This is a genomic window from Thioalkalivibrio sp. ALJ2 (genome assembly GCF_000378325.1).
Classification (GTDB): Bacteria; Pseudomonadota; Gammaproteobacteria; order Ectothiorhodospirales; family Ectothiorhodospiraceae; genus Thioalkalivibrio.
In genome coordinates, this window is sequence record NZ_KB899560.1 from 64,946 (window position 1) to 81,200 (window position 16,255).

The following is a 16,255-nucleotide window of genomic DNA, read 5'->3' on the forward strand; positions in this document are numbered from 1 at the left end:
GCTTACCCACTGTAGGAGGCGAGCCCTCTCGCCGAGCGGGCATGTCCAGTGCCCCATCGCCCAGAGGGCTGGGCTCCTACAAGAGAAAGGGGCTGTGGCGCCATGTGAACAAGATGGGACTCCGCTTTCTCGCCGCGTTAGCTAGCAGATTGACACGTGTCACGTGATACGAGACATTGGTGCCATGATCAAGACGTTCGCGGATCGGCGTACGCAAGAGTTGTACGCGACAGGGAAGTCGAAGCGGATCCCGCCAGATGTTGCCAGAAGGGCGGTCCGCAAGTTGGACTATCTCTCGGTAGCCGAGCAGCTTGATGACTTGCGGGTTCCTCCCGGCAATCGGCTGCACGCGCTGGAAGGAGATCGCAAGGGTCAGTATGCAATCTCCGTCAATGACCAGTGGCGGCTCTGCTTCCGGTTCGAGGATGGCGACGCCTTCGATGTCGAAATCACGGATTATCACTAGGAGGCAATAGTGATGAGCATCACCAACACCACCGGCCTGAAGCGGCGGCCGACCCATCCGGGTGAAATGCTGCGCGAGGACTTTCTTCCGGATTTTGGCCTGAGTACCGCGGAGTTGGCCAAGGCGGCAGGCGTATCGCGCCAGTCCATCAACGAACTGCTGCGCGAACGTCGAGCTCTAAGTCCGGAGATGGCACTGCGGCTCGCACGGCTGTTCGGGACTACCCCGGAGTATTGGATGAATGCTCAACGTGCCGTGGACCTCTGGGACGCCGCCCAGGCCATTCAGGACGACATAAACCGCATCCACCCACTAGACGCCGCCTGACCCAGCGCCCCAAGGGGCATGTCCGTAGCCTGTAGCAACGGAATCACCCCACGCCCGTTCCCTGGTGAGGCTGGGTCCTACCACTGTAGGAGGCGAGCCCTCTCGCCGAGCGGGCATGTCCAGTGCCCCATCGCCCAGAGGGCTGGGCTCCTACGAGAGAAAGGGGCTGTGGCGGCATGTGAACAAGATGGGTGTCCACTTTCGCATGCTTCCAGCCATGTTTGGCGATTGAATCACCCCCAATAATTGGTCTATTCTCGTACTGAATTACCGTACGGTTCGGAGCGACCATGGAAACAGTAAGCGTCAACCGGTTTCGTGAGAACCTGAAGGCCTTTGTCGAGGAAGCGGTATCCACGCACACCCCGCTCAAGGTGACGCGGCGCGCGGGTGAAGCCTTCGTAGTGATGAGCGCGGATGACTGGGAGCGGGAGCAGGAAACGCTCTATGTGCTTCAGAACTCCAGCTTGATGCAGCAGATTGCGGACTCCGCCGCCACCCATCGGAAGGGAGACGGTTATCGACCCACGGAAGGGGAGATCGATGAGATCACTGGTATTCGAGGGTAATACCTGGGCCGCGTACGAAACGCTCCGGGAGCGCGACCCAAAGCTGCATCGAACCCTGCGCCGGATCCTGAAGGAGATGCTCCGGAACGACCCGGCCACCGGAACCGGGAAGCCGGAACCCCTCCGGCATTCGCTCTCGGGCTTCTGGTCCCGACGTCTCTCCGCCCGGGACCGACTGATCTACCGCTTCGACGATCAAGCCATCTATATCTTCGCGATCGGGGGCCATTACGACGCGTTGTGATTCTTGCCCAGGTTGCCCTTCCCCGGAGGCCGAGGGATTACGGGCTTTCGTGCTCTTCTCCGGAGCCCAGCCAGAAGTCCAGGCGTTTGGCCAGAAACTCCTGCCCGCTCATGTAGTGGGACCCGTCACAGGAGAAGTTGAGGCCAACCATGCCGTTGAAGATATTGAGGGAGCCGGAGCGCAGGTAGATCGTGTCGTCCATGAAGCGCAGCTCACGGAAGGTACGGAACACCGCGGCTACCTGCTCCGTGGAGAGTAATGCCTCCTCGGGGTAGGCCCGCTGAGGATAGGCGAGACAGATCCCGGGATCCGTGAGGTCCTCGTAGTCCAGCAAGCGGTAGCGGAATGGGTCGTCGCGCAGCCACAAGGTGGCCCGGGAGCTGGAGAAATGCAGCTTGCCGTGGAATACGCCGTGGGCGGCCACCAGCTCGGTCAGGAGGTCCAGTACCTCGTCGATACGGGTGTCGAGCGGGCTGTCCACCCGATGCTGGTTGAACAGACCCCCGCGGATCGCTGGATCCCCCTTGAGCTGCATCCATTGGTCCGGCTGCTGATAGAGGTCGCGGGTCAGGGGCAGCTCCCGCAGGTCGAAGTCCGCCCCCAGGAACCCCAGCAATGTGCCATCGCTTTGGGTCAGCCGTTGCACGGCCGTCAGGGTAGGGCGGCGCCGGTTGCGGCTGATGTAGGCCGACGACATGGAAAACTCGGCACCGGCCAGGGCATCGGCCAGGTAGGGCCGGGTGCTGCGATCCCGTCCGGCCTGGTCTGGCAAGGGGCCTTCTGGGGATACGTTGGCGGTCACCTGGTGAGCGCGATGATCGAGCACATAGAGGTACTTGCAGGACGGCAGTGCGCCCAGAGCCACCGCGAGTCGCTGCTCCAGGGCCTCGCGATCACCCCATCTCTCGGCACAGGGGGTCACCAGCCGCGCCAGGGCGGTCGACAGTTGCCCCTGGAGCAGCAGTCGCTGCCGGGCCACCGCCGTCATTGTCGCTTCACTCATGGCCTTCGCTCGGAGGATGCCGTTGGGAACACGCCCGCCAGGCGCGGAAGTCCCGCGAGGGTGCCGCAGGACCGGCGGTGGCGCAACAACCGACTCGATGCATCCTGTGGTCGGATAGCGCCAGGCCGTTGGGTGTGTCGCCATTACGGCCTTTCAGTGCCCTCCAGCAGAAGCTGGTTGGGCGCGGGTTCGCGGAAGAATTCGGCACGGAACTCGCGGCGCGCGCGGATGCGGTTCAGCGCCGCAGCCTACGGCTAATCAGCGCGCTCATGGGGCACCTGACGACCGAGATCACGATGAATCACTACGTTCATCGACTCAGCACTTGAATCGAGCGTCGGAGGACGACCCGAAGGTCGTTCGTTTTGTAGGACCATGGCAAGGGCCCACACTGGATGCCTTGAGGGCCTGGCTATCGGACCTTCCGGAGCACTTTCGCAGACCTCCCACAGGGCGCCATGAACGGATCATGTCTTCACCCCGGACTCAACAGGGACTGGGGTTATCGAGGGAAGCGGTCCAGCTACTCCTGGGTGTGAAGGGCGTCTGGAGCAAGGAAGAACGCGCGCGGCTCCTTCGGATCTTTCTGTCAGGCAAGCTAGCGACTGGTCCGTTCGACGTTGTCTTGCCGACCTTGCCCGCGCTCAATCTATGGGTGCGGTTCCTCCGAGAGACGCAGCTCGATGATGCCTTCGAATACATGCTTTTCTCAGGTAAGGGTGAAGGCCGAGAAACGCCGATGGGGCAGTATCAATACTGGGCGCAGCGCGCACCGGTCACGCTCGAGTCTGGTGACGCCAATCCCGCGCCGTTCGCGGAGCATCGCCCCGAGAAACGCAGAGGCGTCGTGGTTGCCCGGCACCGACGAAGTGGCGAGGCTGCCCGGCACCGCTGGGTGTACGGGGTTTGTTGGGCTCTCGTTATGCTGAAGGCGAACGACGAGCATTCAGAACTGGCACTGCTGACGCCATAGCGCGTGCTCCGGCCCTTTCGCTCATATGGCTCGCGCTGTCTCGAGCACCTGAGATCTCCACTTTTCGGGGAGCGCGCCGGGGGTGACGACGTCGACTTCCACCCCGAGCAGTTCAGTCAATTCACCGCGGATTGCACCGATGTCCAGTAGAGAGGTCTCTTCAGTCGGATCGACGAGCAAATCCAGATCGCTTCCTGGTTTGTCGTCTCCACGGAGAACTGAACCAAAGACGCGAGCGTTCCTGGCGTGGTGCCGTTCGACGATCTGCTGGACCGCGGCGCGATGATGTCTGAGTGCGACTGATGGTCTCACGGCTCGATTACCTGTCAATCCTATGGCTCAGCTTAACTTTTGGAGTTCTGACAGCCGCTGGTGGATAAGCCGCTGTTTGGCGTATGCGCTTTCAGATTGGTCTCCCGACCCATTCATGCGGTTAGACGGGCACTCCATCACGGAGCGTATCGGCGCATCTGCCCGACGAGCACGCCCTGGATCTCGAGTGCTTCCGCGTCAACGGTCAGTGGGTTATACGCCGGATTCTCTGCATGAAGCAGGATGCCGTTCGGCGTCTGCTCGATCCGTTTAAGGGTGGCTTCCTCGCCATTGATTAGAGCGACCACGATCTCACCGTTGCGGGCGTGACTACGGGACTCGATCACGACCCAGTCGCCGTCCAGGATGCCGGCGTCCTGCATGGAGTCGCCCTTGACCTCGAGGACGTAACACTCACCCCGGCCGCGAAGGGCCGGAGGGACCTCGACGGCTTCCGGATGTGCCAATGCCTCAATCGGTTGTCCGGCGGCGATGCGTCCGAGAAGGGGCAGGGTGTCGGGACCCCAGGAACCCCTCGCGGGCGCTTCGTCTTCCGGCGGGAACGACGCTTCCAGGCCATCGGCCAGGCGGATCCCTCGATGGCGGCCACGGGCGGGCTTTACATAGCCGGCCGCTTCCAGGGCGCGGATGTGCTTGTGAAGGGATCCCCGTGAGCGCAGGCCCAAGGTCTCGGCCAGTTCATCCAGACTCGGCGCATGGCCCTCGGCGGCGAAGCGCTGCAGGGCTTCGAGCACGCGACGCTGGTGCGGGGTCACTGCCTCCATGGCATCCGTTCTCCAGGTTCGTGATCGCACAGGCAAGAGAACATTGTTCTCCCTTTGTTCTCCAAGCTATGATCGCCACTGTACGGCTCCCGCGAGAAGATTGCCATGACCGAACCGGCGCGCGTCCTCCCCGAAGATTCTGTCCCCGAGCTGAGCGCCGAACCCCAGGGTGGCGAGGCGGGTGCACGACGCCTGGTCGAGCGCATCAAGGAGCGCTACGCCAAGCGCATTACCGGCGAGCTGGTCCTCCCGGCACGGCCGGCCCAGTACGCGGATCTGCCCACCGATCTTGATCCGGCCATTGCCGGCGCTCTCCGATCGCGCGGCGTGGAACGCCTCTACAGCCACCAGCGCGCGGCCTGGGACCAGATCCGCGCTGGCCACCACACGGTAGTGGTTACGCCAACCGCGTCGGGGAAAACCCTCTGCTACAACCTCCCGGTGCTGCAGGCAGCCCGCGCGCAGAAGGCCAAGGCGCTGTATCTGTTCCCGACCAAGGCGCTCTCGCAGGACCAGGTCGCGGAGCTCATGGAGCTCAATGAGGCCGGGGACCTGGGAGTCCGTGCCTACACGTTCGACGGCGATACCCCGGGGGATGCCCGAAAGGCGGTGCGCACCCGCGGCGACATCGTCGTTACCAACCCGGACATGCTTCACCAGGGCGTCCTGCCACACCACACCAAGTGGGCCCAGTTCTTCGAGAGCCTTCAGTACGTTGTGATCGACGAGACGCACACCTATCGCGGCGTGTTCGGTTCCCACGTGGCGAACGTGATGCGCCGGCTGCGCCGTATCTGTCGGTTCTACGGGGCGGACCCGGTCTTCATTATGAGCTCGGCCACCATTGCCAACCCGGAAGAACTGGCCTCGGGCTTGGTCGGCGAGCCGGTGACGGCGATCACCGAGAGCGGGGCACCGGTCGGGGAACGTCACCTGTTGCTGTGGAACCCTCCGGTGGTTAATGCGGACCTCGGCATCCGCGCCTCGGCCCGTTCCCAGGTCACGCGCATCGCGCGCATGGCCCTGCGGGGCAAGCTCACCACCATCATCTTTGCGCGCACGCGACTGATGGTCGAGGTGATCACCCGCTACATGAAGGATGTATTCGATAACGATCCGCGCAAGGCCACGCGCGTCGCGGCCTACCGCGGTGGTTACCTCCCGAACGAGCGCCGCCAGACCGAGAAGGCGCTGCGCAACGGCAACGTCGATTGCGTCATCGCTACCTCCGCACTGGAGCTGGGGGTGGATATCGGCAGCCTGGATGTCTGCCTGCTGACCGGGTACCCCGGGACCATTGCCAGCACCTGGCAGCGCCTGGGCCGGGCCGGCCGGCGCAACCGTCCTTCGCTGGGGGTGCTGGTCGCCAGTTCCGATCCGCTGGACCAGTACATCATCCGCAATCCGGAGTTTTTCCTCGGCCAGTCCCCGGAGCAGGCCCGCATCGCGCCGGATCAGCTCCTGATCCTGCTGGACCATGTGCGCTGCGCCGCCTTCGAGCTGCCCTTTCGCAAGGGCGAGACGTTCGGGGGCGAGGATCTGGAGTCGCTGCTGGCGTATCTCGAGGAGCAGGGCGTGCTGCACCGGGAGTCCGACACCTGGCACTGGACCGAAGACAGCTACCCGGCCCAGAGCGTCAGCCTCCGCTCAGTCGCTGAGGGCAACTTCGTGGTGGTGGACACCATCCAGGGTCAGCAGCAGATCATCGCCGAGGTGGATTTCTCCAGTGCGGCCGAGACGCTTTACGAAGGGGCGATCTATCTGGTCCAGGCCGTGCCCTACCAGGTCGAGCGGCTGGATTGGACCGGGCGCAAAGCGTTCGTCACGCGCACCCGCGCGGACTACTACACCGACGCGATCGACTACACGCGTCTGAAGATCCTGGATGACTTCGAGCGCTCACCCGCAGGGGAGGGTGAGGCCGCCCGCGGCGAGGTGCACATCGTCCGGCGCATCCCGGGGTACAAGAAGATCCGCTATTACACTCACGAGAACATCGGGTACGGCAACATCCATCTTCCGGACCAAGAGATGCACACCACGGCCGTTTGGTGGCAGATGGCACCGGATACGCTGGAGCAACGCTTTGCCTCGCGCCACGAGGCCCTGGACGGTTTTCTGGGCGCTGCGTATGCAATGCACCACGTGGCTTCGCTCGTCGTGATGGCCGAGCCGCAGGATCTGGGACGGGCGGTCGGTGATGGCGATGCCCGGTGGTTCGCCACTGTGGGATCGAACGGCCGCGGCCAGCTCCGCACGCTGGATGGCGGCGAGTGCGATCCGGAGCAGGAAGGCCGGTTCCGGCCCGCCGTGTTCCTGTACGACCATTATCCGGGTGGTGTAGGTCTCTCCGCGCCCCTGTTCGATAGCCGTGAACGGGTGATCCGAGATGCACTGAGCCTCATCCGGCAGTGCGACTGCGCCCATGGCTGTCCGGGATGCATCGGCCCGATCCTCGCAAGCGACGAGGTCCGCGGGTTCTCCCCGAAACAGGCCGCCATCACGGTCCTCGAAGGCCTGGAATCCCATGGGTCTGCATGACCGCCTGAACACGCTGCGTCGCCAGGCCGGTAGCGAGCCACCGGCACCTGGCCGAGCGTCGACCGAGTCCTCTCCTATCGCGCCCGGCAGCGGCAATGTGCTCGACGAGATCCGGGCGCGGCTGGATCGGATGGGCGTGGCCGGGACCGGGCGCACCCGAGCGAAGACCCCATCACGCCGGAAGGCGGTGTCACCTGAGGCGCTGGCGAACCGACTGGGAGGAGAACGACTCGCCGAGCATGTGATCGAGATCGACCGGGTGATCCCCGATGACCACGCGCATGGACGGTATGCACTCTCGATGGCGCGCGCTTCGGCGAGTCCGTTCTGGAGCCCAGCTCCGCGGGTAGGCTTCATCGACACCGAGACCACGGGCCTTGCCGGAGGTGCCGGGACCGTCGCGTTTCTGGTCGGCCTGGCCACGCTGGAGGGCGGACGGGTCCGGTTGCGCCAGTGGCTGATGACCGCGTTTGCGGGAGAGGGCGCGTTATTGGCCGCGGTCGACGCCGCCCTGGACGAATGCGATCACCTGGTCAGCTACAACGGCAAGACCTTCGACCTGCCGCTGCTGCGTGATCGCCGCCGCATGCAGCGCCGTCCGGATGTGCCGGAGACTGCACACACCGATTTCCTGCACCCGGTGCGCAGCCTGTTCGGGCACGCCTGGCCCGACTGTCGGCTGCGCACGGTCGAGGAACGTTTGCTGGCGCTGGATCGCCAGGACGACCTGCCCGGGTCGGAGGCCCCGTGGGCCTGGAAGGCCTATCTCGCCTCCGGCCGCAGCGATGAGCTGGAGCGCGTGATTCAACACAACACCGACGACATCCTCTCCCTGACCCTACTGGGCCCCGTGCTGGCTCGGGTACTGGAGGATCCACTGTCCCATAAGGGCTCGATCGAAGGGGCCGCACGACTCGTGGAGCGACTGGATGGGAAAGACGCCGCCCGCCGGATCCTTGAAGTGGGCGAGGAAAGCCTGTCGCCACGGGGAAAGCTCTGGCTGGCACGGGAGTGGCGTCGTACGCAGCGTTTTGATCGCGCAGTGCCGATCTGGGAAGCGTTGGCCGAAGAGGGCCACCAGGAGGCCCTGGAGGCCCTGGCGAAGTATCACGAGCACCAGCGAGGAGACTGGGATCGGGCGTTACACTACGCCGAACAGCTTCCGCGCGCACCAGAGGCCCAAGTCCGTCTAAAGAGACTACGTGAGCGGGTGCGAGCCGATAATCGTTAAGTCAGAGCGCGCGCTGATGCCGAAGAAAGTCGCCTGACCCAGCTTAATCGTACTTGATGTAGCGAAAACGCGAATCGTCGGGCGTCCCCTCTAGTGCACCGTTAGGATCCGGCTGCCAGTGCACCATCTCCTCAATCTTGCGCGCCAGCTCGAAATCCTTGTCTGTCACGCCCTTAGCGGCGTGGTTCATGAGCTTCACGATGACGAATGCATAAGAAGCGCTAATGTCCGGGTGATGCCACGCGGCTTCGGCAACATGGCCGACTGCCCCGATAACCATTAGAGTTCCCTTCCAGCCATTCGTTCGATATTTCCGACGAATCCACCCATCTTTATAGTACCAGTGAGGTAATTCCTCCTGAAGCCTGGCATTTATCTCATCCACGCTATAGGTCGTATCATCTCGGCGATCCTTACTCATTTCATATCTCCAGCTATTGCCTATAATACTGGTGACCGTTGCGACGACTACGTAAAATCTTGGCCTTTATACGATGATTAATACAGAACTTCTTCAGCTATATCCTGCTCCGTCCCAAATGCGTTCAGTCTTAGGCCTCTACTTGGGGCATCAATTGCACCTCCTTGGGACAAACGAAAAGCCTTTCGTGTATGGGAACTTTATCGCGAGCATGGACGGGCGTGTTGCTTTAGGTCGCGATGAGGCGGACTCGTACATACCCGAAGCAATGGGTTCAGCCGAAGATATATACCTGTTGCAAGAGCTAGAAGCACAGTCGGACTGCATAATCGTGCACGGCGCCTACCTGCGGGCTCTCGCCGCCGGACGACTGGGCAATATCCTTAAGGTTGGAATCGATCCGGATACCCGGCACCTGCTTGATTGGCGCGTTCACCGTGGCCTTAAAGAACAGCCCGATATCGTAATCGTAAGTTCCTCATTGGATTTTCCAACTCCTCAAAAATCCGAAACAAGTGACCAGCGGGTTATTGTCGCAACTGGCAAGAGGGCCAATTCTGATCGTGTAAAATCACTTCGATCACAAGGCTTCGATGTATGGGCCGAAGATGAAGGTCGTTGGGTCGATGGAGCGCCCCTTGTTAAGCGGCTAGGGTCCGCCGGCTATCGGAGTATATATTTGTTGGCGGGGCCCAGGGTGCTAGCCTCGATGGTTTATTCCGATGTTCTGTCCCGGCTTTACTTGACGGCTAGTCATTGTCTCTTGGGTGGATCAGAATTCCATACCATGTTCCGAGGGCCGACTTTGCCGGGCTTGCGTCGGTTCCGACTAGAGTCGCTTTTCTACCAACTGCCGACAGAAGTGGCGCCAGGCCAATTCTTCACGTGTTTCTCAAGGGAACATCTCGCTGCCAATCGCAAGCCCAATTAGGCTCATTAACGCTCCCAATGGTCGACCAATTCGACATATTCGCAGGTTTCCGGGATAGGAGGGTGTAGTTTTCGTAGGTGAACCTCGAGTGACATTATGTCTGGAAATCGTGCCATCAACGATTCGCCGATTCGGTCCAGCAGCGTTTCGATTAGATGTACCGATTCCCCTTCCATGATCTCTCTTACGGCTGCGACTGCGGGCGCATAGTCCAGGGTGTCGGACAGGCGGTCAGTTTTTGCTGCCTTGCGCAGATCGGTTTGGCATATTAGGTCGATGGAAAAAGTGTTCCCGACCTCCCGCTCGAAATCGAGATTCCCATGTCGGCTTCTGAAACGGATATCTTTCACTGAAAGTATTCCCATATTCGGCCCCTCAAAGCTCTGTTATATTGCGGCGCAAGCGTCTTGCCTTTAGTTGTGCGTTCGCAATCCTACTGATGAATCGCCTGGATCGGCTCGCTTTGCACTGATTCCAGGTCAATCCTCCTATTTAAGTGTCCTTTAGGTCTTCATTATCGAGGTGGGTATTGGGCCTACGCTTTCCTCTGAGTCTTGTCGATCCCATCACATGGTAGGTCCGGTGTATTGGGCCTGTGCGTTGGAGAGATGATCAGGAGTACCTCTGGGTGTTCCGCTGATCACTGGATTGGGCTCGCCACACATTCGCTTCTGATGTAATCATGGAGAGGGATCCAGAGACAAGCGTTATAGAGGTCGGGTCGTAATTCCTCCTCACCGAATAGGTATTACTACGCCCGTACGTATTTCTACGGCTGTTTTATGTGCAGATTGCTGTACTAGGTTGGAGATGAATTGCCGAGCTAGCAACGGCTTGGGGCTATGCGTCATTGGCGGCGCCCGGTGGCGCGATTCAAGGAGGGTGGCAGAGCACGCGCTCGACGCCACCTGCGACAAGAAGAGGTGAGGAGTGATGAAGAAAGGTTACACGAAACTGCGAACGATGATGACCCCGGTAGCTGCAGCAGTGATGCTCGGCTTTGGGCTTGGAGGAGCGGGAGTCGCCTCGGCGGATGAGACCTGTGTGTCGCCGTACTCGCCCAAGATCACCGGGCATGAAGAGTACGCATACGTCTGGACGCTGGGTGAAAACGGCGTAGGCGATGAACAGGACAAGCTGGTAACCGTTGATGTCGATCCCAATTCCGACACCTACGGAGAAGTCATCAACTATGTGTCGGTTGGTGGTCAGAACGAGGCACACCATTCTGGCTATACCGATGATCGCCGCTATCTGTGGGCGGGTGGTCTGGACTCGAATAAGATCTTCATCTTTGACGTGCACACGGACCCATCCAATCCGAAGCTGGTCAAGACGATTGACGACTTTGTGGAACAAACCGGCGGTGTCGTTGGGCCGCACAGCTTTTTCGCACTGCCAGGCCGGATGATTATCAGTGCGCTCTCGAACGACCGCGATCACGGTGGCCGAACGGCTCTGGTCGAATACACCAACGAGGGCGAGTTTGTCGAAACCTACTGGATGCCCACGGACGAAAACCTCCAGGGTGCGGAGAAAACGGGCGACTTTGCCGACGGCTATGGCTATGACGTTCGGTTCCTGCCTGCAGCAAATGCGATGATCACGTCTTCGTTCACTGGCTGGACGAATTACATGATGGACTTCGGGCAGATGCTCGAGGACCCGGAAGCCATGCAGCGGTTCGGGAATACCGCCGTCGTGTGGGATTTGCACGAACGGCAAGCGAAGCGCGTCCTTGACGTCCCCGGTGCGCCCTTGGAAATCCGGTGTGCGTGGGGTGCCAACTATTGCTTCGTTACGACGGCGCTAACGTCGAAGATCTACGTGATCTATGACGATGTGGAAGAAGGGTGGTCCGCCAAAGAGGTCGGTACCATTGGTAATCCGGAAGACGTTCCGCTTCCAGTCGCCTTCTCAATTTCCTCCGATGACCGCTACCTCTGGATCAACACCTTTATGGATGGCAAGACCCGGCTCTTCGATGTTTCGGATCCGTTCAATGCGAAGCTGGTGAAAGAGCGGAAGATCGGCGCACAGGTCAACATGGTTTCCCAGAGCTGGGATGGCGACCGAGTGTATTTCAGCACTTCGCTCCTGTCGAACTGGGACAAGAAAGGAGACCAGGACGAACAGTTCTTCCGCAAGTACCATTTCGACAAGAGTAACTACGAGCTGACTGAAGCGTGGACTATTGATTTCTACGAAGAGAATCTTGGTCGGGCGCATTTGATCACGTTCAACTCTGCGAGCTTGTTTGAGGGCGGCCTTGCAAAGAGCGGCGATTCGGAGAAGATGAAGGACACAGTCTTTGACGAATTGATCCTCTCCGCCAAGGAGACCTCTGAAAGGTAGGAGACATGGAGACCTCCGTGTTTGGGGAATTGGAGCCAAGGCCATGGAATAGACTCTGATTCTCCTGCTTGGGGTCATTGGTATCGGCCCGTTGGGCCGATACCCTTTCTCCTAGATTTTCCTTCGGAGTATTTATGTGCATCCGATATCTCTCTATTAGTCGACTGATCTCTTTCCCGCGTAGTGTCTTGCTTTTGTTAATGACCATTGCACTGGTACCTAATACGCTGTGGGCCCAAGACGGTCATGATCTCGGCCGCCACACCGACGGCGCTGCCGCTCAATCTTCTGAAGACGTACCTCTTGCTCCCGGATATGGTTCGTTGGGGTTTAAGCTCCCGGAGCCAGGAACTTACCGGTTGCCACCAATCAAGAATGCACCTTCCGGAGATGTTTTGCTTGAAACTGGGGACTCTGCCGAATTAAAAGATCTGTTCGACGATCAATACGTCCTGTTGAGCTTTGTGTACACCTCGTGCGATGACGTGAATGGTTGCCCCCTGGCAACATTTGTCATGCAACAGATTCATCAAAAGATTCGGAATGACAGTGACTTGGACGGTGACGTCCGTCTCTTGACATTGTCGTTCGATCCCAATAACGACTCGCCTGACGTGATGGCCTCGTACCGGAGGGCTTTCACGCAGGAGACAGCGAGCTGGAAATTCCTGACGACCGAGTCCGAAGACGCGCTGGACCCAATCCTTTCGGATTACGGTCAAGCGGTGAATCGGATGCATGACAAGGAAGGGAATTTCACTGGCCATTTTGCACACGTGCTGCGTGTGTATCTGATTGATCGAGATCAACGTATAAGGAACATCTACAGCGTCGATTTTCTACACCCCGAGTTGTTGTTGACCGATGTTCGCACGCTGATGCTGGAAGAAGCAGGGAAGTCCTCCGTCCGAAAGTACGATGATGACCCAGATCACACGCTAACGGATGAGGCGTGGGGTGAGTTGCTTCTCGGTAGGGTAGAAGAGGCCCCGCTGGGTCTTCCATCGCTCTCGGCCGCAAAGAAGGACGCCTTGAGTGCCGATCGTGCAAACCTCGGGCGCGAACTGTTCCGAAACCCGGTTCTATCGTCCAACAATACTTTGGCGTGTGCGTCCTGCCACAAGCCACAAGAAGGATTTTCTCAGAACGCCGTGAGTCGTGCGGTGGGCATTGGCGGACAAAGTCTGCGCAGAAACTCGAGTTCGCTTTTTAATGTCGCCTATCAGGATCGCCTGTACTGGGATGGTAGGGAATTCTCTCTAGACACCTTGGTTTGGGGAAAGCTGCTTGACCAGCCCTCCCTCGGTAATCGTTCGATGGGCCAGGTCTTGCAGCGTCTGCGCTCCAACGAGGACCTGGAGGCAAAGTTCGAGCAGGTGTTTGACGGAGAGGGTGCGACTGTTTCTAACGTCGCGGCGGCGCTTTCGGCGTACATGACCACGATCGTCTCCGGCGACTCACGGTTCGACCGGTGGTATTTCGGGGGGGAGTCGAATGCTCTGAATGAGGAGGAAGAGCTGGGTTTCAGAGTGTTTCGCGATCGAGCCAACTGTGCCGCATGCCATACGGTCAATGAAGACTATGCGCTGTTCACGGATAACTCCCTGCATAACACGGGGATTGGGTACGAGCATTCGATGGGGCTTCGGCCCAAACGTCGGCAGATCGAGGTCGCAGGCCAAACAATTAACATCAACGAAGAAGCGCTGACAGGTACGGAACAACGCGCATATAACGATCTTGGTCTGTATGAGGTGACATTGAACCCGGCGGATCGCTGGAAGTTCCGTACGCCGTCCCTAAGAAACGTGGAGCTGACAGCGCCGTACATGCACGATGGCTCTATTGGCAGCCTGGAAGGAGTCGTTGCTTACTATGACCGCGGAGGCGTCCCCCACAGGTATCAGTCAGCACTGATACAACCCTTGGGTCTCAGCACAGAGGAGAAGGCGGCCCTGGTAGCGTTTCTCAAGACCTTGACGGGTGACAACGCCGATATTAAACGATGATAACCGCCACGCTTAAGGTAGAAAGGTGCAGGGATGAACGGTTGGAAGGCTAATATGAAAACTGGACTCTGGATCCTAGCTGGCATCGGGTCGGCATTGTTACTGTCCTTTATGGCGAGCGCGGATTATGCGGAGGATACCGATTCTTCTGCTGATTCGGGTGAAAATATTTTCGATCGCCCAGGCGATGACCGAAGAGGATATGACAGGCCGGATTTTCAGACCCGATCACTCGCCTTGGAGTCACGTATCGGTGTTCCGGCAGATCTTGTCGGCCGGGCAAAGCAAGGCATGCTGGGCCTACCTCCACTGGAAATTCCAGAGTCCAATCCGTTGACTGAAGAGCGAGTTGCACTAGGCCGAAAGGTTTTCTTTGATCGCAGGCTCTCTTTGAATAGAACCCAGTCATGTGCGATGTGCCACATTGCCGAGCAGGGCTTCACCAATAATGAGACGAGAACAGCTGTTGGAATAATGGGCAGATCCGTTGGTCGCAATGCCCCGACTCTGTATAACGTTGGATTCTTTGATGAGCTTTTCCACGATTCGAGAGAAGAGTCGCTTGAGCAGCTGGCCTGGCAACCGATGCTGGACAAGAATGAAATGGCAAACCCGTCGATCGGCTACGTCTTGCAGACGATCGAGTCGCTGCCGGATTATGACGGGCGTTTCGAAGCGGCGTTTGATGGGCGAGGGCCGGATATCGATACGGTTCCCAAGGCTCTTGCCGCCTATCAGCGGACACTGATATCGGGGAATTCTCCCTTCGACCGCTGGTACTTCGGTGATGAAGAAGATGCGATCACTGAGAGTCAAATCCGGGGCTTTGAGATCTTCTCGGGTCGGGGGCAATGTATTGCATGTCATACGGTTAAGGAAGATTACGCCTTGTTCACTGATCAGAAACTGCACAACACGGGTGTGGGAGTAGAACGTTCAAGGCGGTCGGGGTCGTCTGAGGGGTCTCGAGTGTTGATTGCACCTGGCGTCTATATGAACATTTCGGAGGAGACGATTAGAACGGTTGGAAGCCGGCTTGCTCCAGATCTTGGGCGGTACAGGATCACGGAAGACCCTGATGATCGATGGCATTTCAAGACGCCGAGCCTCCGGAATGTGTCGCTCACAGCGCCGTATATGCACGATGGATCATTGGATTCACTTGAAGCGGTCGTCGAATTCTATAACGACGGTGGTATAGAAAATCCTTTACAGGATGAGCGGATTCAGCCATTGGGTCTGACTGAGCAAGAACGGGAAGATTTGGTCGCCTTCCTGCGGTCCCTTACCGGCGAGTATAGAGAGCTGGTGTCCGACGCATTCGCCGCTCCAGTAGGGAACGTAGGGGTGGAAAGACGTATTGTACCTCTGGAGCCTGGGGAGGGCTTGTAATCGATGAGACGTTTCATTGTAGTGTTTAATAGCGTTGTTTTTCTTTTGGTGATGCTGTTCTTCGGGAACGCCAATGCGGACCAGGCTATGGATCCTGTACCCGGGGAACCGATGGCGCCGGATTTCGTGTTGCCGGCTGTGCAGGGTGGCGAACACCGGTTGAGTGATTATCGGGACCGCGTCGTTCTGGTCTATTTCTGGGCAACATGGTGCGCGCCGTGTCGGTTGGAGATGCCCGCCAAGGAAAAGCTGTACCAGGAGTTCGGTTCGGATAAGCTCCAGATTCTGGCGGTTCATGCGGGTCCAGGTGGTGAGGCAATGGACGAGTTTCTTGAAGATGTGCCGGTTTCGTTTCCCGTGGTAGAGGATGCAAGCCTCAATCTTGGAGAATGGGGAATCAAGGCATTGCCAACTACCATACTGGTCGACACCACGGGCCAAAGGAAGTTTATTGCGATCGGGCCGCGAAAGTGGGATTCGCCTGAAGTGATTGAGTTTATCCGAGAGCGCCTGTAAGGAGAGGCTGAAAGGGCAGAGTCGCGGTCGGAATAAGCGTTAGGGCAATCTCAGTGTCTTGATAGGTGCCATGCCTTGGATCGCGGTATTGTCGGGCCATTGGGAGTCAAGGATGGCGGCGGACCGGTGTGAATTTAAAAAGGGGCGCTGGCAGTTGGTTTTGGGACAGGGAGCACGGGT

17 protein-coding genes are annotated in these 16,255 nt (G+C 59.1%); 12 read left to right on the plus strand and 5 right to left on the minus strand.

Going from position 1 to position 16,255, the window contains the following annotated elements; translation table 11 throughout:
* Positions 1–184: 184 nt before the first annotated feature.
* The 4 genes from F468_RS0112725 to F468_RS0112740 all read left to right on the plus strand — a co-directional run bounded on the left by F468_RS0112725 (position 185) and on the right by F468_RS0112740 (position 1,606).
* The gene (locus F468_RS0112725) at positions 185–466 is read left to right on the plus strand and encodes a type II toxin-antitoxin system RelE/ParE family toxin (RefSeq protein ID WP_018861293.1); all 282 of its coding nucleotides are present in this window, start codon (positions 185–187) and stop codon (positions 464–466) included.
* A gap of 12 nt (positions 467–478) precedes the next feature.
* Positions 479–793, plus strand: a complete 315-nt coding sequence (locus tag F468_RS0112730) for a HigA family addiction module antitoxin (RefSeq protein ID WP_018995317.1) — start codon at positions 479–481, stop codon at positions 791–793.
* A gap of 290 nt (positions 794–1,083) precedes the next feature.
* A complete protein-coding gene (locus F468_RS0112735) occupies positions 1,084–1,362 on the plus strand; it encodes a type II toxin-antitoxin system Phd/YefM family antitoxin (protein ID WP_018139190.1) in 279 nt (92 codons plus the stop codon).
* Positions 1,337–1,606 (plus strand): Txe/YoeB family addiction module toxin, encoded by a 270-nt coding sequence (locus F468_RS0112740; RefSeq protein WP_018995318.1) that lies wholly within the window; start codon positions 1,337–1,339, stop codon positions 1,604–1,606. The genes F468_RS0112735 and F468_RS0112740 overlap by 26 nt, the downstream gene beginning before the upstream one ends.
* A gap of 37 nt (positions 1,607–1,643) precedes the next feature.
* Here the strand turns inward: F468_RS0112740 and F468_RS0112745 are convergent, their stop codons facing one another.
* Positions 1,644–2,594 (minus strand): PDC sensor domain-containing protein, encoded by a 951-nt coding sequence (locus F468_RS0112745; RefSeq protein ID WP_018995319.1) that lies wholly within the window; start codon positions 2,592–2,594, stop codon positions 1,644–1,646.
* Positions 2,595–3,078: 484 nt separating this feature from the next.
* Here F468_RS0112745 and F468_RS0112755 point away from each other — a divergent pair, with 484 nt between their 5' ends.
* Complete coding sequence (locus F468_RS0112755) at positions 3,079–3,582, plus strand: hypothetical protein (protein ID WP_018995320.1); 504 nt, start codon at positions 3,079–3,081, stop codon at positions 3,580–3,582.
* Positions 3,583–3,603: 21 nt separating this feature from the next.
* Here the strand turns inward: F468_RS0112755 and F468_RS0112760 are convergent, their stop codons facing one another.
* On the minus strand, positions 3,604–3,894 hold the full coding sequence (locus F468_RS0112760; RefSeq protein WP_026278846.1) for a nucleotidyltransferase family protein: 291 nt from the start codon (positions 3,892–3,894) through the stop codon (positions 3,604–3,606).
* A gap of 137 nt (positions 3,895–4,031) precedes the next feature.
* On the minus strand, positions 4,032–4,679 hold the full coding sequence (lexA, locus tag F468_RS0112765; RefSeq protein ID WP_018995321.1) for a transcriptional repressor LexA: 648 nt from the start codon (positions 4,677–4,679) through the stop codon (positions 4,032–4,034).
* A 105-nt stretch (positions 4,680–4,784) separates the two neighbouring features.
* On the opposite strand from lexA, the gene F468_RS0112770 reads away from it, so the two are divergent.
* Together F468_RS0112770 and F468_RS0112775 are read left to right on the plus strand one after the other, a co-directional pair.
* Positions 4,785–7,220: a DEAD/DEAH box helicase gene (locus F468_RS0112770; protein ID WP_018995322.1), complete on the plus strand. Its 2,436-nt coding sequence runs from the start codon at positions 4,785–4,787 to the stop codon at positions 7,218–7,220.
* Positions 7,207–8,451: a ribonuclease H-like domain-containing protein gene (locus F468_RS0112775; protein ID WP_018995323.1), complete on the plus strand. Its 1,245-nt coding sequence runs from the start codon at positions 7,207–7,209 to the stop codon at positions 8,449–8,451. Before F468_RS0112770 ends, F468_RS0112775 begins: the two co-directional genes overlap by 14 nt.
* A 43-nt stretch (positions 8,452–8,494) precedes the next feature.
* Here the strand turns inward: F468_RS0112775 and F468_RS13830 are convergent, their stop codons facing one another.
* A complete protein-coding gene (locus F468_RS13830; protein ID WP_038038899.1) occupies positions 8,495–8,872 on the minus strand; it encodes a 4a-hydroxytetrahydrobiopterin dehydratase in 378 nt (125 codons plus the stop codon).
* Positions 8,873–8,990: 118 nt separating this feature from the next.
* Here F468_RS13830 and F468_RS14780 point away from each other — a divergent pair, with 118 nt between their 5' ends.
* Positions 8,991–9,803: a RibD family protein gene (locus tag F468_RS14780; RefSeq protein WP_369773909.1), complete on the plus strand. Its 813-nt coding sequence runs from the start codon at positions 8,991–8,993 to the stop codon at positions 9,801–9,803.
* A gap of 5 nt (positions 9,804–9,808) precedes the next feature.
* Here the strand turns inward: F468_RS14780 and folB are convergent, their stop codons facing one another.
* Positions 9,809–10,153 (minus strand): dihydroneopterin aldolase, encoded by a 345-nt coding sequence (gene folB / locus F468_RS14380; protein WP_196801188.1) that lies wholly within the window; start codon positions 10,151–10,153, stop codon positions 9,809–9,811.
* 583 nt (positions 10,154–10,736) lie between these two features.
* Between folB and F468_RS0112785 the strand changes: the two genes are divergently transcribed.
* From F468_RS0112785 to F468_RS0112805, 4 genes are all read left to right on the plus strand, one after another.
* The gene (locus tag F468_RS0112785; protein WP_304412303.1) at positions 10,737–12,158 is read left to right on the plus strand and encodes a selenium-binding protein SBP56-related protein; all 1,422 of its coding nucleotides are present in this window, start codon (positions 10,737–10,739) and stop codon (positions 12,156–12,158) included.
* Between the two features lie 200 nt (positions 12,159–12,358).
* A complete protein-coding gene (locus F468_RS0112790) occupies positions 12,359–14,167 on the plus strand; it encodes a cytochrome c peroxidase (RefSeq protein WP_231373194.1) in 1,809 nt (602 codons plus the stop codon).
* A gap of 54 nt (positions 14,168–14,221) precedes the next feature.
* On the plus strand, positions 14,222–15,559 hold the full coding sequence (locus F468_RS0112800; protein WP_231362957.1) for a cytochrome-c peroxidase: 1,338 nt from the start codon (positions 14,222–14,224) through the stop codon (positions 15,557–15,559).
* 3 nt (positions 15,560–15,562) lie between these two features.
* Positions 15,563–16,075 (plus strand): TlpA disulfide reductase family protein, encoded by a 513-nt coding sequence (locus tag F468_RS0112805; RefSeq protein ID WP_018995325.1) that lies wholly within the window; start codon positions 15,563–15,565, stop codon positions 16,073–16,075.
* Positions 16,076–16,255: the final 180 nt, after the last annotated feature.